The 22,601-nt window shown below is 51.3% G+C and carries 23 protein-coding genes and 2 pseudogenes; 15 read left to right on the top strand and 10 right to left on the bottom strand.

Translation table 11 applies throughout. The features are described from left to right. The first annotated feature begins 235 nt into the window (after positions 1–235). The 4 genes from B2G88_RS18290 (at position 236) to B2G88_RS18275 (ending at position 3,271) form a co-directional block, all read left to right on the top strand. Positions 236–559 carry a hypothetical protein gene (locus B2G88_RS18290; protein WP_054861969.1) on the top strand — a complete coding sequence of 108 codons (324 nt, stop codon included), beginning with the start codon at positions 236–238 and terminating at the stop codon, positions 557–559. Positions 560–871: 312 nt separating this feature from the next. Further along, positions 872–1,558 carry a DUF6166 domain-containing protein gene (locus B2G88_RS18285; RefSeq protein ID WP_087715606.1) on the top strand — a complete coding sequence of 229 codons (687 nt, stop codon included), beginning with the start codon at positions 872–874 and terminating at the stop codon, positions 1,556–1,558. A gap of 349 nt (positions 1,559–1,907) precedes the next feature. Then, positions 1,908–2,573: a helix-turn-helix domain-containing protein gene (locus tag B2G88_RS18280; RefSeq protein ID WP_054861970.1), complete on the top strand. Its 666-nt coding sequence runs from the start codon at positions 1,908–1,910 to the stop codon at positions 2,571–2,573. A gap of 2 nt (positions 2,574–2,575) precedes the next feature. Further along, positions 2,576–3,271 carry a nucleotidyltransferase family protein gene (locus B2G88_RS18275; protein WP_054861971.1) on the top strand — a complete coding sequence of 232 codons (696 nt, stop codon included), beginning with the start codon at positions 2,576–2,578 and terminating at the stop codon, positions 3,269–3,271. Positions 3,272–3,683: 412 nt separating this feature from the next. Here the strand turns inward: B2G88_RS18275 and B2G88_RS18270 are convergent, their stop codons facing one another. The 4 genes from B2G88_RS18270 to B2G88_RS20190 all read right to left on the bottom strand — a co-directional run bounded on the left by B2G88_RS18270 (position 3,684) and on the right by B2G88_RS20190 (position 9,232). Then, complete coding sequence (locus B2G88_RS18270; protein WP_054861972.1) at positions 3,684–5,030, bottom strand: Cdc6/Cdc18 family protein; 1,347 nt, start codon at positions 5,028–5,030, stop codon at positions 3,684–3,686. Positions 5,031–5,808: 778 nt separating this feature from the next. Next, a complete protein-coding gene (locus tag B2G88_RS18265; RefSeq protein WP_054861973.1) occupies positions 5,809–7,974 on the bottom strand; it encodes a type B DNA-directed DNA polymerase in 2,166 nt (721 codons plus the stop codon). Between the two features lie 2 nt (positions 7,975–7,976). Next, positions 7,977–8,282: a hypothetical protein gene (locus B2G88_RS18260; RefSeq protein WP_054861974.1), complete on the bottom strand. Its 306-nt coding sequence runs from the start codon at positions 8,280–8,282 to the stop codon at positions 7,977–7,979. Positions 8,283–8,284: 2 nt separating this feature from the next. After that, the gene (locus B2G88_RS20190; protein ID WP_087715605.1) at positions 8,285–9,232 is read right to left on the bottom strand and encodes a hypothetical protein; all 948 of its coding nucleotides are present in this window, start codon (positions 9,230–9,232) and stop codon (positions 8,285–8,287) included. Positions 9,233–9,418: 186 nt separating this feature from the next. On the opposite strand from B2G88_RS20190, the gene B2G88_RS20260 reads away from it, so the two are divergent. From B2G88_RS20260 to B2G88_RS18230, 5 genes are all read left to right on the top strand, one after another. Further along, positions 9,419–9,709, top strand: coding sequence for a DUF7845 domain-containing protein (locus tag B2G88_RS20260; protein WP_449406698.1), 291 nt, complete (start codon positions 9,419–9,421; stop codon positions 9,707–9,709). After that, entirely contained in the window at positions 9,639–10,028 is a 390-nt protein-coding gene (locus tag B2G88_RS18245; protein ID WP_449406697.1) for a DUF7845 domain-containing protein, read from the top strand. Before B2G88_RS20260 ends, B2G88_RS18245 begins: the two co-directional genes overlap by 71 nt. Positions 10,029–10,042: 14 nt before the next feature. After that, a complete protein-coding gene (locus B2G88_RS18240; RefSeq protein WP_054861977.1) occupies positions 10,043–10,483 on the top strand; it encodes a helix-turn-helix domain-containing protein in 441 nt (146 codons plus the stop codon). Between the two features lie 39 nt (positions 10,484–10,522). After that, positions 10,523–10,705 (top strand): hypothetical protein, encoded by a 183-nt coding sequence (locus B2G88_RS18235; RefSeq protein ID WP_087715604.1) that lies wholly within the window; start codon positions 10,523–10,525, stop codon positions 10,703–10,705. Positions 10,706–11,220: 515 nt separating this feature from the next. Beyond that, positions 11,221–12,090: a hypothetical protein gene (locus tag B2G88_RS18230; protein WP_087715603.1), complete on the top strand. Its 870-nt coding sequence runs from the start codon at positions 11,221–11,223 to the stop codon at positions 12,088–12,090. A 9-nt stretch (positions 12,091–12,099) separates the two neighbouring features. On the opposite strand, the gene B2G88_RS18225 is transcribed toward B2G88_RS18230, so the two are convergent. Next, on the bottom strand, positions 12,100–13,887 hold the full coding sequence (locus tag B2G88_RS18225) for an ATP-binding protein (RefSeq protein WP_087715602.1): 1,788 nt from the start codon (positions 13,885–13,887) through the stop codon (positions 12,100–12,102). Positions 13,888–14,720: 833 nt separating this feature from the next. On the opposite strand from B2G88_RS18225, the gene B2G88_RS18220 reads away from it, so the two are divergent. Continuing rightward, positions 14,721–15,812 (top strand): hypothetical protein, encoded by a 1,092-nt coding sequence (locus B2G88_RS18220; RefSeq protein ID WP_087715601.1) that lies wholly within the window; start codon positions 14,721–14,723, stop codon positions 15,810–15,812. A 246-nt stretch (positions 15,813–16,058) separates the two neighbouring features. On the opposite strand, the gene B2G88_RS18215 is transcribed toward B2G88_RS18220, so the two are convergent. The 5 genes and pseudogenes from B2G88_RS18215 to B2G88_RS18195 form a co-directional block, all read right to left on the bottom strand. Further along, positions 16,059–17,087 (bottom strand): Cdc6/Cdc18 family protein, encoded by a 1,029-nt coding sequence (locus tag B2G88_RS18215; protein WP_087715600.1) that lies wholly within the window; start codon positions 17,085–17,087, stop codon positions 16,059–16,061. A gap of 282 nt (positions 17,088–17,369) precedes the next feature. Further along, positions 17,370–17,882: a hypothetical protein gene (locus B2G88_RS18210; protein ID WP_054861982.1), complete on the bottom strand. Its 513-nt coding sequence runs from the start codon at positions 17,880–17,882 to the stop codon at positions 17,370–17,372. Next, on the bottom strand, positions 17,869–18,561 hold the full coding sequence (locus tag B2G88_RS18205; RefSeq protein WP_087715599.1) for a nucleotidyltransferase domain-containing protein: 693 nt from the start codon (positions 18,559–18,561) through the stop codon (positions 17,869–17,871). Before B2G88_RS18205 ends, B2G88_RS18210 begins: the two co-directional genes overlap by 14 nt. Before the next feature lie 63 nt (positions 18,562–18,624). Then, positions 18,625–18,765, bottom strand: a pseudogene (locus B2G88_RS20145) (AAA family ATPase); the annotation flags it as partial. Positions 18,766–18,796: 31 nt separating this feature from the next. Continuing rightward, positions 18,797–19,471: a helix-turn-helix domain-containing protein gene (locus tag B2G88_RS18195; protein ID WP_054861983.1), complete on the bottom strand. Its 675-nt coding sequence runs from the start codon at positions 19,469–19,471 to the stop codon at positions 18,797–18,799. 336 nt (positions 19,472–19,807) lie between these two features. Between B2G88_RS18195 and B2G88_RS18190 the strand changes: the two genes are divergently transcribed. The 5 genes and pseudogenes from B2G88_RS18190 (at position 19,808) to B2G88_RS19995 (ending at position 22,533) form a co-directional block, all read left to right on the top strand. Continuing rightward, positions 19,808–20,800, top strand: coding sequence for a ParA family protein (locus B2G88_RS18190; RefSeq protein ID WP_054861984.1), 993 nt, complete (start codon positions 19,808–19,810; stop codon positions 20,798–20,800). Further along, the gene (locus B2G88_RS18185) at positions 20,800–21,231 is read left to right on the top strand and encodes an acyl-CoA dehydrogenase (RefSeq protein ID WP_087715598.1); all 432 of its coding nucleotides are present in this window, start codon (positions 20,800–20,802) and stop codon (positions 21,229–21,231) included. Before B2G88_RS18190 ends, B2G88_RS18185 begins: the two co-directional genes overlap by 1 nt. A gap of 333 nt (positions 21,232–21,564) precedes the next feature. Further along, positions 21,565–21,699 (top strand): annotated as a pseudogene (locus B2G88_RS20005) (Fic/DOC family N-terminal domain-containing protein); the annotation flags it as partial. Positions 21,700–21,819: 120 nt separating this feature from the next. After that, positions 21,820–22,206 carry a Fic family protein gene (locus B2G88_RS20000; RefSeq protein WP_245835456.1) on the top strand — a complete coding sequence of 129 codons (387 nt, stop codon included), beginning with the start codon at positions 21,820–21,822 and terminating at the stop codon, positions 22,204–22,206. A 177-nt stretch (positions 22,207–22,383) separates the two neighbouring features. Then, a complete protein-coding gene (locus tag B2G88_RS19995) occupies positions 22,384–22,533 on the top strand; it encodes a hypothetical protein (RefSeq protein ID WP_245835450.1) in 150 nt (49 codons plus the stop codon). Positions 22,534–22,601 lie beyond the last annotated feature (68 nt).

Below are 22,601 nucleotides of genomic sequence, written 5' to 3'. Positions count from 1 at the left end.
ACAATTCCCCAATATGCACACGAACTCGTGTCTTTCGTGTGCATATCCAACAATCACCTCTCAAGTCGATCTAAACGCGTTCTACTGGAACTCCAGATGAAATAGACCTCGAGAAAACCACAGTAGGAACTAGTCTGTGATCACAGATCGGCCAAACAAGTCTGGTACACCAACTCTATCTGTTTAACCAACAAAATTATGCACTCGAGGAGAGTGTTGGTTAACAGGGGAGATCATGTCCGACGAACCACCGAAACCGCCAGCGGAACTCCCAGACGATCTTGGTGATGCGATCACTGACTACTCATCTGATCAACTTCGCCGTATTGCCCACTATGCCGAAGCACTCGCTGAGTACCAGGAGCGTGAGGCACGTCTTGCTGAGAAATCGGACAGCAGTGACATCGAAGAGCGCTCTGCCGACCTCCCAGACGACGTCCCGTCAAAAGCGACAACGACCATCAAGGAAATCAACGACAATCGCTACTACTACTGGCAGTGGCGAGATGGAGACCAAATCAAGTCCAAATACAAAGGACCAGTCAATCCTGACGAGTAGGTGGGCGGGGAAACGAACATCGTTTGCCACCCCATCGTATCCAGTGGCTTTGTCGCCAGTTGAATCAACCCTTGAGATGGTTGACTCTCGTCGGATATCCAGTCAGCGGACAAAAATTCTCGTAGCCGAAGTTTCAAAAGATATCCTCTCCTCGTCCTCAAACCCGAGCCCAGAGTGGTTATCTAGTATAGCCATCCCTGGGATACCGGAAGAATACGCTATAACAGTCAAACACGTTCTCAAGCGAATCTCTACCCTGTTTTTTCAACCCCAAGAGGGGTGCGGGGATCACCAACCTCCCGCGAACAACGAATGAACGAGAACGCACCAACAACCAGTACAGAATCAGTTCCAGTAGCATCGCCCGCTGAAGCGCACCGAAAATCGGCCGAATACGTCGGCTTCCGTGTGGACGGAAGTCCCGTTATTCTGAATCTCACCGAACACCAGCGACTCTCCCCTGAGCAGAGTCTCGATCTCGTCAATCACAGCCCCAGCGGATTCGAGTGGGGTTACAACGGAAGCGGGCCCGCACAGCTCGCCTGTGGACTCCTCCTCGACTACTACGACGACAAGCAGTTCGCTCGAGAGCACTATATCACCTTCCGGAATCAGGTGGTCAGTCAGTTGGAGTGCAACGGACCAGCAGACTGTTGGCACCTCACCGGCGCGGAAATCGATGCCACACTCGAGACCATAACCGACGATGTCGTCGCCGTTGCTGACGGGGGGCAACCGGCGCCGTCATTGCCCGCGAACTGGCGGACAATCACACGACCGAACCGGCGTATTTTCCAGCGGACTGATGTCGACCATTACATTGTATTCGGAGTCGGCGACGACGAGTGGCTCGTCGTCCTGTGCAGTCAGGGAGATCGAGCCTATCCCGCGCCGCTAGCGAGTCACACAGTTCCCGTCGACGGCGACGTCGAGCAGGCTTTTCGCGACCTCGTCGCAGAGAGCAACGACCTCATCGAGCCGCCGGAGGAAACTCACTGATGGAGATGCTTCGGCTGGCGCAGACTCAGCCACTAGCTCGTCGAGCGCGGTGTTAATGCGCTCGAGACCATCGGTCGCAAACTGAAGCAGTACAACGTTTGGCAGGAGCACAAACGATGGCAGTCGACCGACGAATAGGGACGAATTTGGCCCCAGACTCGGTCCGTAGCCTTGTTTAACCAATAGTCGCCGCCTTTAACAGCCAGACGTTGGTTAACATGGTGTTGCTTTTGCGCCCAGGAGAGAGCGCAGGGCACGAGACGACCATGGCATACCAGATCCGTACACCGACAGAACCCACATGAAGAGTAATCCTTTTGGGTGTTGCACAGAATTGTGTAATCATAGGATGTACGAAATATGCGGTGAGAAGGAACTCAAGGTTATCCTCGCGCTCGACCCGGACGATTCCATCTCGGGCGTCGCGCGGAAGATCGACGAGAACCGGGAGACGATTCGGCGCGTCGTGAACCGTCTCGAGGAGGCAGGATATGTCGCGTACGATGATGGCCTCCAGCTCGTCGATCAGACGATTCGAGACATCGGTCTCGAGTTCCTAACGGCGTCAGCAGACATCTCGCCACCGTCAATTTCAGAAGGGTATGTCCTTCCGCAGTTCGCGGGGATGGAGTATGCATTCACCACTATCGATGCGGTCTACGTCTGGACCCGCGGTGGTTACCAGGTCGCTCGCGACCCAGAAGACTATCCGCTGTTCATCGCCGTTCAGGAGTCCGAACTTGACGACTGGACGGAGTTCTTTGATCGGTTTGGAATCCAGACTACGGAGGAGCGACAGCCCGCTGAAGACCTCGATGGCACTATCCAAGTCGTTCTGGAGCCGCGGTCACAGATCGAGGCCGAGATGGTCGACGGACGGCCCGTAATCCCGCTTCAGGAAACCGTGGCGTTCGCAAACGAGTACTACGCGACCTTCGAGTCGGCACTCGACATGCTCGGTCGGATGTACGACGACGTCGACACTGACGCCGCCTACCGGATGGAGCCAGCCTGAACATGAGTCAAGAAGACCGCAGTGAAGCACTCATCGAAGTGCTCGAAGAACTGGAGCAGTCTGATATCGGGTTCGTCCTCGTTGGTGGCTACGCGATCAGTCGGTTCGAAACGCGATTTTCGACCGATCTCGACCTCGTCATCGCCCCAGACGACTACGACGAAGTCGTTGCCTTTCTCGAAGCGCGCAGTTTCGAACGACAGGCCGATCTCGAAGTCCCACCGGAAGAAACCATCTATAATCGTGAAATTGAACTCTTCGAGCGCACCGAGGGATTGCCTCACCCGGTCGGCGTAGACATCCTTGTGAACGGCCTCGGCTGCCGACAGACCGAAGCAGAGTGGTTGTTCGACTATCTGCGCAAGCACAGTTCCCCGACAACGATTTCAGGCGGAACTCAGTCGACGACGGCACGAGCTGCTGACGGAGAAGTGCTTGTTGCCGCCAAGCTCCATAGTGGCCGGAAAACGGATCTCGCTGATGTCCTTTCCGCAATTCCCTCAATCGACTTAGATCTAGTCGAGACGCATCTGTATCGCGGAGATGTTGATGCCCTTCGTGACCAGCTCAGCAACGCACAAACGTTCATCGAAGACGGTGGGTTAGATCACCGTTTCAAGAGTATGTTCGGTCAATCCTCGGCCAACGCTGAGGATATCGAGACGCTCCTCGAGTTCCTCAGCCAGCAACAGAAGTAAACTGTACTCACCGCGACAGCAACAGCGACGGTATCTGTAAGTGGCCGTCCCGAAGTTGATCCGAACAGGGAGTGAGCAGATGCTGTTTGTCGTCGTCTTAAGTACGCGGAGACGAACACCAGTGAATGACTCAAGCATACCGGCCATAAGCATCAACACCCCATGTGCGAAGTGAATTCGGCGACTGCATCGAGTCAGCACCCTCCGTGTGCGAAATGAATTTGCTCTCACTTTACTGTGGACCCCGTGTGAGAGATGAATTGATTGATAGATGGAGGGTAGGACACCCCGTGTGCGAAGTGAAATTATTCATACCGTTGTCAGACATACATAACAATTCTAATAATATTTCCGGCGGAAGCACACTCCATGTGCGAAATGAACTCGGACCCGGAATCGGCGTCTCTTTGCGTTAGTTCCCCTCAAAGAAATCGTCTATCTGCGCGTTGACAACAGATTTGACAAGATCCACCTCATGCTCAGCTTGTTCGAGTCGGATATCAGCCTGAAGAGTTTCGGCGACCACCTCTGGATCGTCAACGAAGGTATACTCCTTGTGGACGCCACTCCCGTAGCCACGTCCTCGTTTCGCAGACGTGACAAAATTGTAGGTCTCAGCCTCACTCATGTACCGCAAATACGAGTCACGAGATTTCTCGTCAGCATCTAGCAGGTCTGTGAGGTACTGATATACGCGGTAAGCAACCGTGCTGGGAACAGCGTTGAGGTTTCGCTTTGAGTGGACGGGGACAATCGCGGTGGCATAAAGCGAGAGCTTCTTTTGTGTCGATAGTCCCTGCATCTGGGTTAACGTCCGGTCTCGTTCAGCTTCTTTCTGGGCGCCACGAACGTGCTCTTCACGAATCGTATCTTCACCGGCCCGGTCAGCGATTTCACCGGCTTTCCTGAACAGATCAATTGCCTTTCGAGCATCGCCATGGTCCTGGGCGGCAAATGCGGAACTGAGCGGAATAATACCGTGTTCTAGAACATCGTCTTGGTATGCGTCACGACGTCGTTCGAGGATCGACTGCAGTTGGTTCGCGTCGTAATCTGGGAAAACGACATCCTGTGGATTGAACGAACTCTCAGCCCGGCCATCGAGATGTTCCATAAACCGGGGATCGTTCGTGAGCGCGGCGACGGAAACGTGCCCCTCAATGCGACCGAGCTGTGATGCTCGCGACAGTTGGTAGAGCAGTTTCGAATACGCCGGTTCGTCGTTCGGATCCCGTTGCCGGCCCACCAGGAGATCGACCTCATCGAGGATAATGATGACCGAGTCGAAGTTATTGCTCAAGACTTCGTAGAACCGATTGAGCTTCTGGTCCGTCGAAATACCGCTTTGGGGAATACCGACATCGACACCAGCTTCGTCAGCTGCATTCTTTGCCAAGCGATAGACAGCACGGTCGTGCGACTTGATCGTTTGGCAGTTGATTTTGATAACACCGAACCGATCTTCCTGGGAATTCGCAAGTTCGAGAACTTGTTGACAGACCGCGTTGATGATGAGCGATTTCCCGGTTCCCGACGGCCCGTAGAGGAGCATGTTGGGAGGACGGTTTCCCTGCAATGCTGGTCGAAGATAGGTGATGATATCGTCCAACTGATCATCACGACCCACGATCCGATCCTCGTCGATGACGGCATCCGGGTCGAGAAGTCCTTTATCTCGAAATACAGAGTTCTGAACGCCCTCTTGAAGACGGCCTTTGATAGATTGTGAGAGGGATTGTTGATCGTCGCCGTCAGTCATGTTTGGGGATTAAGTCGAGACCATAAATAAATATGGGTGCCGTGTGCGAGGTCAAATCGGTCGAAATCAGCCAATAGAAGCGTCTTTGTAGATGGTGAACGGTGTGACATAGTAACCGTGGGCGAAATCAATTGTCCGTAACGACCCCCCTCCCCCCGTGTGCGATATGAAATAACGGACAGCTTATTGAGCAGTCGCCGATATCGAGTTGGTTAGAAGAGGTTAGTGGTGAGACCCCCCGTGTGCAAGATGAAACATGAGACTGCTCTCAGCCCGGGTAGTACTAAGAATACTACCCTGACTATCCTAAGTGGGATTGGATCTTGCCGGGGAGCCACCCCCACACCCCGTGTGCGATATGAATTTGACGAGAGGGTAGGCGGGGACGAATCATCCGAAGATCTCGGGGATTGGGGATAGAGGCCACGAAAAGGCGTAGAACCGGCGAAGACGACAACCCAAAAGACAGGAAATCCATAGACGAGAATCGTTATATCACGAAACAAACTGTTTCGCTTCGATTGACTCTAGTTCCAGTACGGTTTTGGTTGACAGGGTAACTATATAAAAATTTCCCTGAAATATATTCCATTTCGATATTACTGTCTTTGAGACCTCTCCTCCATGAAATCGTGGATTCTTGGTGTTACGTAGTTTCTCTTTGGGAACCCCCCTCCCGTCGTCTTCTCTATTTCATATCGCACACGGGGTGTGGGGGTTCTCCATTATGGGAACCATGATTAACCAATATATCTTCGCCAACCGACTCGCGTGTTGATTAATCTTGCTCGGTGTTCGCGAACGTCGTCAACTCCGTCACCCGTGTCTCCGCGAGTTCTCGACGAACTTTCGACCGGTCCCAGCCTATCGGTGACAGCAGACTTTCTACAGCTCTGACGAGTTCCGTCTCATAATACGATGGATCATACGACTTGATCTCTTCGTGAGCCAACGCGACTCGTTCTCGCGAGGTCTTTTTATCGTCGACGACCACATATTCGATATCCTGACCCGGATGGATAGCAACGTCCTGATCATGAGCACGTTTCAACGCCGCCACGTTCTGGGTATTTTGCGTGTATCCCTCAAGCGGTTTGGAGACGCGATTTCGCTCGACGAGTTGTTCCACTGCTACATCTCCCGCATGCAGTTTCTCGATTGCAGCCTCGAGAGAGCTGAGAACAGCCGCCGGTGATCGGGTTGCGTCGAGGCGTTCGAGGCACTCTTGTTGCACATCTTTGACGAACGGCGGCGTCGATCGCTGCCGGGCTTCGATACCTCTGATCTTGAATTCATCCTTCCCGTCAACCTTCCCGAAATACTTTGTCAACGCACCGGCGGCACTCTCTCGTTGCGGGACGAACGCAACCCAGTCGTAGTGGGCTTCGTGTTCAAGTCGGATATCAACGGTTGTCGAGATCTCACTCGAGAGCGTCTCGAGATCGGTTCGATTGGCTTCATCAACGCTTGGGTCTGGAGTAACCCAGATCGAGTCAACGATACCATGGACGACTCGCCATCCGCCGACTTCCAACCGCTGCTTAGCCGTCAGCAGAATCTCTCGAGCGAATGCGTTGATTGCTTCGTGGCATTCAATCCGGCCAAACTTCGCGTTGCTAAACCCCTGGTACCCAAAGCAAGCGACGAGAATCCACTTTAGTGCTTCCGACCGCCCCTCGAGTTCTGTAAGTCGATCTTCATCGGGATCCTTGCACTGCTGTTCGTGACGGATGGCGGCTTTGATCTTGTCGCGTGCATCGATGATCGGCTCGAGGACGTCGACGAGATAGCCACGCTCGTCACAAATCGAGTACCCAAGCCCGGGGACGTCATCGCGGTCACGATGACACTCACATCGGATGACGTCCGGGGAGACGTTCCGTGTACAGATGATATTCGGGTAGAGACTCGAGAAATCGAGTTCATGGACATCCTCGTGGAATCCAACCTCCGGTGCGAAGATGAATCCTCCGCGGTCGGCATCGTGAAGCGTCCCCATCGGCTTGTAGAATTCATGCCGCCAGGAGTTCCATGGGACGAGGACGCCGCGTTCGTGAGCCTCGCAAATTTGAATCGCAGTGAGAACATTTCCAATTGATGCCCAGGCAAGTTCTTGAACGGGTTTCTTCGAGCGTGAGACGAGATCAAGGACCCCATCAAGATTCGTCTCGCCGTAAAAGAACGTGTTTGACTCGTCGATAATCGCTCTTCCCGGGACGTTGTACCGAGCAGGAGAGTGCCCAACACGGCCGTAACTCGAGTACGTTGACTGGCTTGCAAGTTGCTGGTAGTCGATATCGGGCCACCGACTCAAGGTAAAGCCGTCGACGCCGGCAGCCGTAGCCATCTTGTATAGCGCCGGAATAATCTCGCTGGTCGAGCAAACCAGAATATCCGGATCATGTGTCTCGAGAGCGGCTTGAACCGCGGTCAGGATATCCATCGGTGAACCACTGATGGTCTCTCCAGCGACGGACAGCTCAGTGTATGTCTCGTTACCCGCTTCGGTCATCGGAACACTGAGTCGGAGCATCGATAGATCTGCCGCCGGTGTCGGATCGATTCCCGTCTCCAAGCAGTACCGGAATTCTCGAGAGAAGTCAACGTTGAAGCAGGCGAGATCACCAATTGGATACTCGGTTCGCTGCCGAGCTTGGTTGGCAAGCGAGCTAACTCGGTCAATGTGGACACCGTCAACAGCGAGGACTGGTTCCTCATCACGGCGAAAGCTAGGTCGTCGGGAACGAATCTCGGTAGAGACAACATCTGGATGGCGGTCATAGATTGCCTGGAGTTTCGTAAGATCGAGATCACTTCCAGGAGAGCGAGGCGCGATGTAGAAACGCGGTGTGTAGTCGTCACGTTCGGTCACGACAGGCCCATCTGGTGTTTCATCCCATTCGAGGGTGCGGCCATCATCGAGGAAATCAATTGTAAACGGCATGGCTAGTCGTCTTTCTCACGACAGTCTGCCTCGCGGTTGTCTCTTTCCTCGAGCGCAGCCTCGAGGTCCTCAAGGCGTTCTTCGTGTGCATCTAGACGAGCCTCTTGCTCGAGATCAATACTGAGGAGCGCCGGTAGGAGTGGATTTTGGTGGTTCAGGAGTCCACTGGCGTCAGCATGCTCGCGAGCGTACTGGAACAACTGGTCGAAGCGAGGTTGATCGCGACGCCGAAGCGCTCGTCGGAAGTCGGTCCACCGCTCCTCGATAGCTCGGAGCGCGTCCCGGTAGGTTGGATTGGTTCGCCCCATCGCTATTGCCCTCCTGTGCCAGCTGCAGTCCATGCATCGAGTAGTGGATTCGCACTCAACGTTGTCGTGTCACCACCGGCAGTTATGCCAGACCCAACGCCTGCACCACTCCCCGTTGATGTCGAAGGAGGTACGGGCTCTAGACCGAGTTGCGTTGCTCGAGCACTGAGCAATTGCTGCCAATACGCGAACGTGGTCTGATAGTACGCGCCGTCGCCAACTGGGTATACGAGCGTCTCGAATTCGTCGCCCACGAACCGTGGTCCCATCCGAGTTTGCTCACACTTCAGGGGATGATTAGCAGCCGTCTCGACCGGTGCCGTAAATTCATCTTTTCGACTGCGGGTAACGAGGACAGGGATATCGTATCCTTCGGCATAGGTCGCCAATCGTGCGAGTGTTCGGGCTTGGAGGGTCTCTGCATGTGTCCCCCGGAGTGTCTCATCGCTCCGATACTGCACGTCGATCGATGGAACCACGAGAAGAGAGGGAGTATGGGAGGATGATCCGTCAGGATTTGAGTTCCGCTGACGTGATGAACAGGACTCGGTTGTTGACTGTTGGATTGACTGATTCACCGCCTTCGGGAGATCGCAAACCGCCCCGTAGTGTTGATACGCAGTGAAACCACGGGCGACATTAATTCGGTCGAGTAATCGCTGGCTGGGTGCAATCTGAGCAAGTGCAGTCGTCGTAGCGTGGCCATTTCCATCAACCCAAAAGGCAGGCCCATCGTGGAGGAGGAGATGATCGAGGACAAGCGACTGTAAGATCGGAACCCCTCGGTCGCCGTCGACGTCAAGGAGCGTCATACCACCCTCGAGGGAAGGCAGTAGGAGATCATCGGTTGCCGGGTCCGCTCGCTTGACAAGATCCTGATTGTGATCGGCACCTCGAGTCTGTCGATCGGTCACAAACCGGTTCGACATCGACGTGTCGTTTCTCGGCATACTCGACTAGACATCCACTCTTTCAATAAGCCGAAGCGTGTGGCTTCCATGTTTCAAGGAATAGCGACAGAGTGGTAGTTCGACGCTCTATGTCTGTGTTCCGTATTTTGATCTCTGTTTCCAAGATAGCTTCCTGAATTAGGACTGTTCTTGGCCTTAACCAACATATGGTCGTGTTCTGTAGGGATGTTGGTTAAGATACTGTCGACAGTGAGAAGTATTGAACCTCCACTCCAAGGATCGAATATCGAATTCAATCGCTATCAGCTGCTGATCCAGTACGCGGCACGCGCAGTCAGAATCAACAGTCGGTACTTCGTCGAACTATACAAGTTTTCGACGATCCTCAATGCCGAACGATGCGTACGGATCGACAAGAACGAGAGCGGTCCGGTACACGTTCGCGATGGACTTCTCGCGCAACTGGGCTACTTGCTCGAGAACGACTGCACAGGTCGGCGCAAGTTCGTTCAGTAAGACAGCGATGAAGACGGTCGCGATCTGTCCCTACTATCATACGGCAACTCCCGACCCGCGACGAGTCCGCGAGGCGTTCTCGTCGCACGAACTCCTGAAAGAGGTGGAACACTACTACGCACAGCACGCGGTGAGTCTCGACAACAACCGCTCGATAGCGCGCCCGAATGTCGGTACTTCCTACCAGTGTTCGTTCTGGAACGACCAACTCGATGCATCGCCCGCCGATATCGAACGGCTCAATCGAGAACTCGAGGAAACGCTTCTCAGCGTCCTCGCGGAAGTTGGCCTTTCACTTCGGTCACGCACGGGAACCTAGTCGACGATGCATACTTGTCAGTCGGGGACTCCGACCGCAATCGCGATGTCATCGAGTTGGACTTCACGCAGATCAAGTACCGTCAAGAGTCAGTCATCATCAAATATCTCGCGGATGGAATTGCCCCAACGACGTGGGAGTCCCTCGAGGTTCTCATAACCGACGGTGGTGAGGTGAGCCCGCAAGACATCGCTAACGAAACGGGACGGCATCCAGGAAGTGTCCGTCGCGCTCTCGGTCGAATCCCGGAACTGGTCGAGCGAGAGTACGGGAAGGTATCGCTGCGGTCCAAGTACATCGCGGATCTTGTTCACGACGCGGTAAAGGAAGCCAGGGAAGCAACCAGACGAGCCGCCGAAGCCGGTGCCAAAGCAATCGAAGCGGCGGAACGAGGACTCGACCAATCCACGAGCGCGTTCATCGCCTGGGCCACAAAACATGATATCGACGTTTGAGATCGTGACGGGGACGCACTTCGATTAGAGTTCGGTGTCGTGGACGACATCAAGCGAAAGCTTCGGGAAGGCTACGAACTGTGGACAGCAGCGGATATGCCCGAAGATCGATACCGGATGGCCAAGGTCCAATACAAGAAGGAGGTCGACTCCGGTCTCCGATCAATCGACAAGACGGAGACGAAATCCTTCGCCTCAGTAGCGTGGCATCATCTCGGCTGAAGCCGACTCGGTAGTGGCAACGCTATTTTCCAGCAAACTCTGCTTCTTTGTGCGTGGCTCAGTGTTCCACCCCATAGGGGTAGGACTCGGAGAGGTAGGAATGTGTTTTGATGAAGTCCGCGTTAGGGACACGCCTAACAGTGAATCTAGCAGAGGATTTTGACTCCGTGGATTTTCCAATTTCCTGTTTGATTCTGGGTGGTGAAGTTGAGTAACTGTACAAGAGTGGATCCAGTACGTGGATCTGTACTAAATTATGGGTGTTTGAAGTTATCTCGTGTATTAATTAACCATCTAGCTAGGACATGGAAGGACCATTCCCATTTCAATACTATTTTGATAAGATATAAATACAAGGTTGGCAGTATATAAAATAAGGTGTCTTATCATTAATCAGGTCTGTGATTGAATCAATATATTTAAACACGTTATTGAGACAACATCCATATGACGTTCTAATCTTGGTTAGGAATACTCAATACTATTTTACCCAAGCAGTTTACTATCCACTCATCATGAGTAATGCACACAGCGTCTACTTCGACGCCGATAGTCTGCCTGAACCGCAGAACCAGTACGTCTGTTGGATCGATCTAATGGGGATACAATCAAAACTCTTGCAGTCGATGCCTCAGTGTGCGAATGCACTATACAAATTCCATCAGACGCTTTGTGAGGTGGATGTCGATGGTGACTTAGACCGCTACGCCATCATGGATGGTGCCTACGTAATGTCTGATCGACGAGACACGATGGAAAGTTTCCTCGACAAAGTATTCCGTAAACTCGCAGAACTCGTTACCGGGGAACTAGTGAGCGATGACGAAACAGAGGCCGACTCTGAGGGCATAACGATACAAGGTATTCACCATGCAATCTTGCCACGTGCTGGGTTAGCGTTTGGACCAATGGTTCATGGGAAGGACTTTTCAGAAGAAGTATTAGAGGGATTAGATGACCACCGAGAACATATGGAACAAATTCCGATGGGTATGCCCATGGTACAAGCAAATCAGTCAGAGCGACATGCACCACCATTTGGAACGTATGTAGATGAATCTGCGCGTGCCTTTTCACCACTAAAACAGGTAGCATTGCGCGACGGAGAGGGGGTTCCAAGTGATTTAGCAGTCGATGATTCTCACCATGTTGAGCGCCTCCGATATGTATGGCATGATTGGCATCGTGATATTCCGTCGGAGTCAGATCTACTACTACAACTCACCCAAATTCTGGAAGAGTACTTCCGATACGCGCTAAAGAACCATCATCGGATTCCAGCCTACTCTCCAGAGGATATTCTCCGTCATGCACAACAATCAGCACAGTATTTTGAAGAGATAGATTATGAGGGGATCTCCAAATCTGGAAGGAAGTGGAGTTGACAATATTAGCTAGTCTTGCTGAAGTCGCTCAAGCAGTTTCTTGGCGGCTTCAGTTGCAGTTGCATTAGAAGACAAGTCGAGCGCTTCCAGAATCTGTTCGCGTTGGGTGTCATCTTCAAAGACGAATTGTAGCGTTTGTCCACGCTGTACAGTTTCGGTTCTAGCCGATTCCTCCGATTTCCCGTCGTCTAATTGTCCATCGTCCTGTAGAGCTTCTTCTTTTTTATCCTCCTTCGATACTGTGAGATCTAACTCACGATCAACGGGTTCCAATTCATCGAGTTTGGCCAGGGTTTGTAGCTCAGCGTGATATCTGGGTTTTGCCCACTCTGCGATACCAGGTACATAGATGTCCTCAGATGCGTGCTGGCGTGCGTATGCCTCTATTTGTTTGATTTGGGGCTTAATAGACTCGTAATTGATACCAGTTGTGGGTCCCTGAATATCGACTAGCTCATCGAGTTCCTCTACCTCCCTCTCGAAAGTTTCCTCCAGAAGCGAATGATAAGCAGGATAAGCCTCAGGTTTGAGTCGGTCGTCTTCGTATCGGATGCCCAGTTGCGCATGAGTTTCCGCGATCTGGCGTACTTGTTTGATAGTCGGTGCATCAGCATCTGGTCGATCCGTAACTCGCACTCGATCGTTGTAATCGTGAATATAGACGCCTCCATCGTTTTCTGCATAGCGATGTGTCTCGTCGTAAGGACGGAGTATCGACTGTGGGATCTTACTATACGTTGCTGAATAGTAGTGTTTCGCCACCCGATTAAGATAAATATACATCTCCTGGGCAACTGGGTCATATTGATTGAGATGAGACTTCTGGGCGTCCCATGGGAGGCGCTCGGCATCACCGTCCGTCTCGAGTTCAACAATAATTCGGAGCCGTTTCTGACCAGTGCCAAAGGTCCCTAATTTGTGTTTCCCCGATCCAAAGCCACCCTCTTCTCCTGTATCTCGGACTAGCACTTTCCGCCGTTGGCAAAAGACATCCGTGCCAGATTCTTTTTGACTGGCCTGTCGCATGAGTCCAACTGTGACGTGCATGATAATTGGGGCCTCTGACTCAGCCTCGTCATTTGGGAAGAGTTGGAATCCCTCGTAGCGACGCGGAAAATAGCCGTCAAGTGGACAGAACGACCACTCGACAGGAAGCGGCGGTTCAATTGGTTCCCCATTTACCAACAATTCGAAGTCATGTTCTTCCTGAACAACACCTCCTCCAAGGAACATTTCATATGTCTCACTTAGATCCCTCTGAAGTGGCTCTTGGATATCCTCCCAAGTGAAATTGAGTTCTCGAATCCTGATTTCTGTCGTACCAGGTTCAATGTTCTCGTAGTATTCCTGACCCACAGTCCATGTATCGCTGTTGAGCCATTCTTCATCAACTGTGAAACCGTATCCTCGCTCAACGTCTTCGTAACGTGTCCGAAATTCGGCGGTATCTCCGAGGTAGGCGCAGGCCTTCTTTGCACCGATGCCATACGCGCCGATAGAGCCCTCAATAGTCTCTTTCGCAGATTCACCAAGGGCGAAAAAAAGTTTCAGGTTTTTTTCTTTCAGTCCACCTGAATTATCCCAAATCACCAACTCCTCAGTGTCATTCGGGCTTTCTTCTGGCGTCAAGTGTGTGATTTTGACGCGAAGGGAGTCCTCTTGTGCTTCATTTCGAGTACGATTATCGATTGCATTGTCGACGAGCTCCTTGATTGCTGAGCGTGGATTGACATCTGCTTTGACCGCCTGGTATGTTTCCTTGCTTGGAGAGAGATCAACGTGTTTCTGGCGAACCATGCTGTAACATGTATGCTCTGAGTATATAAAACATCACGGATTAACCCCCCCTCTTTTAGATATTTGGAATGCTGAAGATAGTTCATTCAGACTCAAATCATCAGAAGGAGATCCACTATGTTTTGGCCTATGGTCGAATAAGGGAGGTTGCTTATTCTATTGGAGATTGACCCCTACTTTTTTGCTTCAAAATAAGGTCGACTGCTTATTTGCCACCACTATCATCAGGTTGGCAGGTATCTGGAGAATTTACGAGCGGTCCTAATATCTTTACGACCCACCCTTATCTGCGCAAGCGTTAAGTATTACTAGCACGTAGGAAAAATCAATCCGAACCCAATTACCTGCTCAGGGTAGTTTTATGATGGGTTCGGTGACACGGTGCATTATATGGCAGCGCACCGGGGCACAAGCCTTTGCAGGTATAGTTAGGTGCTGACACCATATAGAAGTATCGTTGGATGGTGCCATTTGCAGTAGCATTTAGATGCGATTCTATCATCAACTGCAGCATGCGCTGAGAAGAAAGCATATCTATTGTTTTCTGATGTCAGCAAACAATCATCCTGCTTCCTTCCGGTTGAGTTGGATCATCATATCGCTACGGTACTTCTGTCCATCAAATTCATATCGTCCGGATAGCCTGTATTCCGGACAAGAACTACCACCAATCTCGTTCTTACGGTGGTCCTTGAGGGAAATACTGGGGCGATCCTGTCCGACTCTCACTGGATTCACGGACACTAATGAGAAGATCTATCTTGGAGTTCTGACCACAGGGTAGTTCCCCTGATTGATAAATAATATTTACAATTGGCTCATTAGTAGAACTGATGTGGGATGTTGGCTATCAATTGATCGAGCCGATATTCGATTGGCTTCTTCGCTGGAGCGAGGTAATCGGAGCTCTTGGTTCTGTTCTGCTCAGCGCACTCTTGGTCTATTTTTATCGCCAAATGAGGAATGTTCAGAAGACACAAGCAGAGATACAAGGAAACCAAACTGAACTCATTGAGACACAGACTGAAATTAGCCGCGCAAACCACGAACCTCTGATATCAGTCTCATCAATCTCCTTCAAATTAGGCGATAGAATTACACTTGAAATAGAAAACGAGGGAAATGGTATCGCGAGGAACCTCGCATTAGTGAGCCAGATTGAAACCAAGAACGAATATTATGATATTCAGCCGACTGTAACTCCTCTAACTGAAAGTAGTAATTCTTTATTATCTCTAGGTTCAAACCTCGCCGCTAATGACAGTGGAGAATTTGACTCGTCTGTTGTTATTGGATTGGAGAGCGACTACTTCACAGATACACTCTCTCGATTCACAACTGCGACAGCAAAACTCAACTACACGGGAACTCAGAGTGCAATAGTTCATCTTTTTGTCCGGTATGAAAACATACTAGGTGATACAAGAAGAGAACCGATAGAGCCAGCCCCCGTGTGGATTACCAGACCATTGTCTATAGAAAGTGCATTTTCTCAGGCAATGGATCCAATTGCAGAGAACCTACCTTTTACTGCATCAACATTAATTGATTCGAGACACATTGGAACGCAACATGATCCTGGAGACAGTGAAGGGTTTCATATTGATTTTCAGACTAGAGATATGATTATAGAACAAGCCCTTAGCTTAGATATTAAGACTCCAAAAGAAGTGGAAGGTAAAATCAAACGCGACCAGGGAACGACTGGCTCTCTCGAGTCTGTTGCTACAATTAAAGAAGAAAGCGATAGAACAGTCGAATTCAGCGGAAATGACTACGATAGACTTGATCATGGCGAACTAGTTCATATCTTCGCCTCCAAGAATGAGGAAGATTGGCAAATTGACTTGATTGGGGCCGGCGATCGTCAACCAGAAGATCAACCCCACATAGCTGGTATACAGAGAAAGCATATGATAAAATAATTGCCTAGCTTTGACTTCCACTAGCATTTGTGTGCTGAGTATCCAATATAGTTGTTGTCTGTTATAATAGTATACATTCTCCAAGCTACTCTCGGATGCTTGCTCACCTTCTCATCAGGTGCTGTCGCTGCGGTCAATACGTACTTGTGAAACCACTGTCAGACTATATTCGTTTGATACAGCTGTTTTGATTCGATTTCAAGTTGTGCTAACTAGACCCTAACCGTAGTACGATGGTGTTGTAAATCACTGAATAGATGTAGCTGCCGTTGAGTCGACAACCGAGTACTGTCGATCACGACTCGTCCCTTCTGCCTCGAGGAGGTTGTACTGTGCCATCTTTGAGAGGTATGATCGCACTGTTCGTTTTGTCCGGGGATCCTCGACTTCGTCAACGTAGTACTCGTGAATCGTACTCGGTGCAAGAGGGCCGTGATCGCGGACAATAGTGTAGACTTTCTGTTGATGAGGTGTGAGTGAATCGAGGCTTCGTTGTCTGATCTGTGCACGGGCATCCGTCGCTGCGTCTAGAAGCACATCGTCTGTGACTCGTTCGTGATTTTCCCGATCAGCTTTGCTCGCAGCGGAGCGAAGAACACCGATAGCGAGCCGAGCATCACCAGCTGCTGCATCCGCGATCCGATAGAGTTGATCCTCTGTGACGACGTCCTTTTCGAGCCCCCACTTCGCTCGAGTCCGCAGAATATCATAGAGTTGTTCGTCGTGGTATTTGTCCATCCGGACGTGCTCACTCGATCGAAGACGGCTCACGAGTCGGTCGTCAACACGATTGAACAGGTCCTCTTCTTTGTTTGCGATACAGATCACCGCGAACTGTGGGAGGCTGTGGAGATCGTAGAGAATACTGGGGTCCTCGAGTTGGTCGACTTCGTCGAGGATAATCACGGTTCGAGGGCCGTCATACTGTTGAAGCCGCTCGATAAGTTCATCGTGGGGAGTCGACTGTCGATGAATATCGATTGTTGTTCCAAGATCGTCGAGGATCTGATAGAGCGTTCGAAACCGCGTATAGTTCCGCCAGCAGTTGACATAGGTTGCTTCAACCTCGAGGACCTCTTCGCGAAGGCGTTCGGTGACGAATCTCGAGATACACGTTTTCCCGATTCCGCTTGGACCGGTCACGATGGCAGTCTCAGCAGGTTCGCCGTTCGTAATCGGTTTGAGAACGCTAGATAGATGGTTGACTTCGGCGTCGCGATGCTCGACTTCTCGAGGGACAAATCCGGCGCGGAGGACTCGAGCATCGCGGATCATACGTTAGTGACAGGCAGGTTTCTCGGCAAGTCATAAAAACGTGACTGGGTCATTTCCGGAAAGTGTCTCGACAAACCTGGGTGGGAGGCTTGGAGGCTTCCACCGGCTACCCACCCCTTGTAGAACGGGTTTTGCTACCGAATTACAGCGGTTCGACTGTTTCCAGAAACGAACGTGTTCTATGCTGGGGCCTTAACCAACACATCGGACCAATAGAGTAGAATGTTGGTTAAGACCGAGAAGAATCGGCGATACCCCTGCGAGACTACGGTGAACACAGATTCACTCGCACTCGTTGCAACTGCACCGCGAGTGAGCGTCGGCAAACTCGACCAGGTAGTGGTGGACTTCCTCGGCTAAGTCGTGCATCCCCATCGCGAAGTCCCGTCCAGGTCGATCGATATCGTAGTAGAATCGCGAACGGTGTTCGGAGCGAAAGGCATCGATTCGACTGGCGACCTCTTCGTCAGAGAAGACGTTTCGTGCCGCGATGTCGGCGAACACTTCCTCGTGCTTTCTGTAATCTGCTGACTCCGCTGAAGTCATTTCGACGAGATAGAACTGGAACGACCGCTCGATTGCGTTAAACGAGAGTTCAACGATGCTCACATAGTTGTTTGTTCCTTGCCGAAGCTGGCGGCACGTTCCCAGCATAGCGCATGCCTTTCCGAGTTGGATGTCTGCGTCGTCGCTAGCTCGCTGCCAGGAGAGGGAGTCCTGTGCTGGGCCAGTTTGACCATCTTCTAACAGCCGTTCAACGCGCTCGAGCGCGTCAACGACCTCATTTAGTCCCACTGGCAAACACCTCCTGTTTTACTGCGTCGAGTACGGGTGAATCTTGGAGTGTTAGTCCTTCGGTGAGGATATCGTTGATTCGGTCGTGATTTGGGGCCGACTCTCTGGGTTCGACCACAATGTGTGCTTCGTATCGATCACCGTTGAACTGCTCGTCGGCAATTTCCTGTTCGATAGCGTGGGCTTCGCGCTGGGCCTGCATTCTATCCCCCTCGACAACGACGAACAGGTCGATGTCACTGGTTCGGTCGGCAGTGCCTCGTGCGACACTGCCAAAGAGGACGATGCCGACGTCTTCGGCGATCTGTTCCTCAAGCCTAGTGAGAATCGTCCTGATTGGTGCATGATACTCCGATTGAGGGATTGTCGTTACCGGATCGTCTGATTTGACGAGCATCTCAGGGTCTATCCGAACAGCGTTTGCCCGGCCGGATCGATCGACGGTGATCACGCCCAATGCCTCGAGAGTATTGACGGCAGCGTTCACACCACTTAATCCTCTTCCCGTCACCCGACGGAGGTCCCGGTTCGTAAACGCTCGATCTGGATTATCGACGAGGAGGTGGAGGACGTCAGCTGTTGCCCCATATCGAAATGCATCTGGATCACCGAGTGGAACGGGGAGCCGAACGTACGACCCCTCCTTTGTCCCCTCTTTCTGAACCGCATCATGGTTCATGAACGCTATAACGGTTCAAAGGACAAAAGCCTTCGTTACCTCGGCCTCGAGAAGATTGTACTAAGCCATCTTCGAGAGGTACGTCAAGACGGTTCGTTTCATTCGAGGATCATCGACTTGGTCGATGTGGCGCTCGTGGATTTCACTCGGCTTGAGCGGCCCGCAGTCCCGAACAATATCGTAGACAACTCGTTGGTGAGGAGTTCGATGAGCGCGTCACTCCGGTTATGGAAGCTCATGACTGGGCCCTCTGACTCTCCCGGTAGGCAACACCGAGGTCGAGATCCTCGTACATTCGGTCGACCATTGCGAGTGCAGACTGAAACTGCGCGTAATGTTCTCGCATATACTCGATCGTTTCCGCTCGTGGAATGACTGGATAGCCTTCAACATGGTCAATCTCGAGTGATGGCTGAGGATCGAGCACGATCTGCAGCGGCCCCGCTAGCTCTTCTCTCGGTTGACGCTCAAATGCGGTGGCCAGGTCGAATGACTCGAAGAACGCTTCCCAGTGGTGGACGTCCTGCTCGCGAACGGCGAGGAATAACGGGTAGTCGTCGGGATCACGACCGACCTGGTACCCGCCCTGCGTCCACACGTAGACAGCGTCGATCCGTGTGAACGCGAACGGCCACTCTCCAAATTGTGGGATGATGTATGCCTCTTCGATCGATGGTGGACTGACGCTGGCGCTCGCGGCTACCAGCTCACGGGCCGCGTCGCGTACGCGGTCGACGACGACGGAGAGGCCGTCATCATACCGGACGTAGCCGGCGTCCTCGAGCCGGTTGACTGCCTGTCTGACCGTCTCGTAGGGCATGTGGAGATGCTGTGCGACACGGCGTATCGAGTCGCCACTCTCTAGAGCGAGGATGACTCGTGCCGCTGTGTCGTCGAGTACCTCGTACATCTGTTAGTTACCAATAATCCGGTAACAGCTAAATATCCTACTAGAGTGCGCTTTCTCCTAAGGAGAACTGCGGACTGATTTAGGTAGCTCACTCATTACGGACATCAAATATGGATATCTACTACAGATATCTGTATGTGATATCTGCTACAGACATCTGGTACAGATACCACTACTACGACGAAGGTTGGCCACTTCTAATCTCGAAGATAGCAAAACCACTTGAGTGAACCATAACAGATGGTCGTTACAGACGACTGGTACAGATTTCTGTAATGGATATCTGCACTGTCTATCTAGTACAGATTTAAGTAATTGATGACTGTACCGGATACTATGATAACGACAGTCGTTTACTCAGAGTCCGGTGGTACGTTCAAAACGACGACAACGGCGAATCTCGCGGTTAGCCTCGAGCGGATGGGGCTGGATGTCTGCGTGATCGACCTCGACCCGCAGGAAGGCAATCTCACAAGTCTGTTCGACGTTGGTAAGCACCGAAGCGATCCCGAAGCGGACAATCTGGTCAAACACATTCTCGAGATGCCTGACGGTGATTTTGAAGACCTGATTGAAACATCCGAAGAAGGCGTCGACATCGTTCCGAGTCACGATATGCTCGGTGACTTCACGTCAAATCTCGAGCAGAAAATTGCCTACGAGACGGGTATGAAGAATATGAGTAAAGATGAGTTCCCACGCTACGAGCTACTATACAAGTTGCTCTGGGAGCAGGAGCAACTCAATGAACAGTACGATGCGATCCTTATTGATCCGAATGCTCGCGCAGAGGATCTGCTATTCAACGCAATTTACGCTATGCGGACGCTCGTTGCACCAGTCAAGCCAGCAGGGAAAGGAAATCTCAGTCTCGATGGCCTCGAGGAGTTAGTCACGAACATGAGTACCCAGTTAGATATTGAGGTGGGACTGTCGTGTGTCGTTCCGTCCGGGGTTGGACAGACGAACGCTCACCAGCAATATTCAAAGCAGTTCAAGAACACCGATGAATACGAAACTCCTGTTGCAATTCCTGCTCGTGAGAGTTTGATGGATACGATGTGGGAGGCTCGAGGGTCGGCTTTCAAAGTAATCGAAGAGCGATGGAAGACGTTCGAGCAGGACGATGAAATGATTAGTGAACCTGGCCGTCGACGTGTCCGAGATCGGGAACTCGAGACTGCTCGCGATATCTACGAACTGGCGGCATTTATCGCAACCGAGACGTTCGATGCAGAGATAGATACTGAATTGACGCTCGATATCGAAGGCAAAGGTGAGCATACGTTTGATGTGGTTGACGATGCCGAAACTGAGGTGACGGCCTAATGAAAAAAGGTTCTGGAAATCTCGATTTCGGTGGTAGCGACGATCAGTCAGAGGCTGATGAGTCAGAACCACCAGTGGCAGACCCAAATGATACTGAACAGGACAGCAGTCAAGGGCAATCGACAACTCCGAGTGATCCTGTCGATACTGAGTCTAATCCCACCGATGATTCTGGTCCAGCTACGCAGGAGTTTCCCTATTTTGTTCGCCGAAGTAATGTCGGTGATGAGCGGGAAGAACGAATTGAGATTCACCTCCGTCCTGAGGTGAACAACCAAGAATCCGAGTTCCGGAACGCACTTGCTGACGAACTTGATACCGGCGAGGTTTCGAAGACAGATGCTCGAGAGTTTGCACTGAAGTTCGCTTATGCAAACCCGGAGGAAGTGGCTGAGATGATGCGTGACGAAGGGTATGGCTTGACCGATTGATTTGGGTTTACTCTTTAGTCAGGATTGAACATTGGCCACGACACTGGATGGTAAATCAACTAATTCAAATCTACCCAGATTAGCTCCTATAACTTCGATCCATTAATCTATTAAAATACTATTTATCAGATTTAGATAGTGGCTGCAGTCACTTTGGTAAATGAATCCTGCCGATTTTGAGGACGGGCCGGGGTGGATCGACTCATATGAGGGAATCCCTGTTACCAGCCTGCCGGACTTCCGCCGGAGTTTTCTTTCACTGATGACCTCCTTCGTGCGTACGGAGATGCCCAATATGCACTTGGACAACTCTCGACATTTTACGATACTCTCGAGAATGAACCCCATTTCCTCGCTCCGTTTGTCGTTCGTGAGGCTGCAATGAGTTCACAAATCGAAGGAACCAATGTTACTGTATCTGATATTGTTCTCCACAACCTCGACGACGACCCAGAAAGATCAGCAGCAAACCAACGGGATGTACAAGAGGCCCATAATTACGTCGACGCGATTCGAACGGGCTTCGATGCCTTAGGTGATGGAGGACAGATTGACCAAGAACGACTCTGTAATCTCCACCAATCATTATTGGTCGATGTCCATGGCGAGAACAAGCGACCAGGGCACATTCGAGATAAGATTCCGGTGCTGATTGGTTCGGACAATCACATTGAAAACGCTCGATTTGTACCGGCTAACCCAAACAGTGTCGCGCTCTTGCTTGATCAGCTGGTGTCGTATATCAGAAATGGGAATTACCCGCCACTGATTGATATCGCTATTACACACTACCAGTTTGAAACGATTCACCCCTTCCGAGATGGCAATGGACGACTTGGCCGACTCCTAATCATGTTGCAATTGTACCAGGCGGATCTCTTTTCTGAACCGTATTTGTCCTTGTCAGCATATTTCAACCACTATCGGACAGAGTACTTTGACCGTTTGCTCGCTGTAAGCCAGCACGGAGAGTGAGAATCGTGGATCACATTCGTCCTGAATGCAATCGCTGAGCAGGCTGCTGATGCCTATCAGTGTGGTATTGAGATTGTCTCACTCCGTACCGACTACCATGATCGCTTCCCAAATAGTCCAGCGGTCCGGGATGTCATCGATCATCTATTCGAAGAGCCGTATCTTCAGGCCCCGCGTGTGATTGACGCAACCGGACGCTCTCGACAGGCCGTTTACGACGTGATTGAGAAACTCACCGATGAAGAAATCATCATAGAATTAAGTGATAAAGAACGGAATCGGATTTTCAAAGCGGCAGATATCGTTTCGCTTGTCGAATCTTATTAATAATCCTCAAATTCATACACACTCCAGGTATAATATATAATAATAACTTTTATGTATTGTGTATATGT

It is taken from the genome of Natronolimnobius baerhuensis (assembly GCF_002177135.1).
In the GTDB taxonomy this organism is placed as follows: domain Archaea; phylum Halobacteriota; class Halobacteria; order Halobacteriales; family Natrialbaceae; genus Natronolimnobius; species Natronolimnobius baerhuensis.
This window is presented reverse-complemented; position numbering and strand designations above follow the sequence as displayed.

Excerpts from the sequence above, each read along its gene's own strand:
- B2G88_RS18290 (WP_054861969.1), top strand. The coding sequence starts at position 236 with ATGTCCGACGAACCACCGAAACCGCCAGCGGAACTCCCAGACGATCTT.
- B2G88_RS18285 (WP_087715606.1), top strand. The coding sequence starts at position 872 with ATGAACGAGAACGCACCAACAACCAGTACAGAATCAGTTCCAGTAGCA.
- B2G88_RS18280 (WP_054861970.1), top strand. The coding sequence starts at position 1,908 with ATGTACGAAATATGCGGTGAGAAGGAACTCAAGGTTATCCTCGCGCTC.
- B2G88_RS18275 (WP_054861971.1), top strand. The coding sequence starts at position 2,576 with ATGAGTCAAGAAGACCGCAGTGAAGCACTCATCGAAGTGCTCGAAGAA.
- B2G88_RS18270 (WP_054861972.1), bottom strand. The coding sequence starts at position 5,030 with ATGACTGACGGCGACGATCAACAATCCCTCTCACAATCTATCAAAGGC.
- B2G88_RS18265 (WP_054861973.1), bottom strand. The coding sequence starts at position 7,974 with ATGCCGTTTACAATTGATTTCCTCGATGATGGCCGCACCCTCGAATGG.
- B2G88_RS18260 (WP_054861974.1), bottom strand. The coding sequence starts at position 8,282 with ATGGGGCGAACCAATCCAACCTACCGGGACGCGCTCCGAGCTATCGAG.
- B2G88_RS20190 (WP_087715605.1), bottom strand. The coding sequence starts at position 9,232 with ATGCCGAGAAACGACACGTCGATGTCGAACCGGTTTGTGACCGATCGA.
- B2G88_RS20260 (WP_449406698.1), top strand. The coding sequence starts at position 9,419 with ATGTTGGTTAAGATACTGTCGACAGTGAGAAGTATTGAACCTCCACTC.
- B2G88_RS18245 (WP_449406697.1), top strand. The coding sequence starts at position 9,639 with ATGGACTTCTCGCGCAACTGGGCTACTTGCTCGAGAACGACTGCACAG.
- B2G88_RS18230 (WP_087715603.1), top strand. The coding sequence starts at position 11,221 with ATGAGTAATGCACACAGCGTCTACTTCGACGCCGATAGTCTGCCTGAA.
- B2G88_RS18225 (WP_087715602.1), bottom strand. The coding sequence starts at position 13,887 with ATGGTTCGCCAGAAACACGTTGATCTCTCTCCAAGCAAGGAAACATAC.
- B2G88_RS18220 (WP_087715601.1), top strand. The coding sequence starts at position 14,721 with ATGTGGGATGTTGGCTATCAATTGATCGAGCCGATATTCGATTGGCTT.
- B2G88_RS18215 (WP_087715600.1), bottom strand. The coding sequence starts at position 17,087 with ATGATCCGCGATGCTCGAGTCCTCCGCGCCGGATTTGTCCCTCGAGAA.
- B2G88_RS18205 (WP_087715599.1), bottom strand. The coding sequence starts at position 18,561 with ATGAACCATGATGCGGTTCAGAAAGAGGGGACAAAGGAGGGGTCGTAC.
- B2G88_RS18195 (WP_054861983.1), bottom strand. The coding sequence starts at position 19,471 with ATGTACGAGGTACTCGACGACACAGCGGCACGAGTCATCCTCGCTCTA.
- B2G88_RS18190 (WP_054861984.1), top strand. The coding sequence starts at position 19,808 with ATGATAACGACAGTCGTTTACTCAGAGTCCGGTGGTACGTTCAAAACG.
- B2G88_RS18185 (WP_087715598.1), top strand. The coding sequence starts at position 20,800 with ATGAAAAAAGGTTCTGGAAATCTCGATTTCGGTGGTAGCGACGATCAG.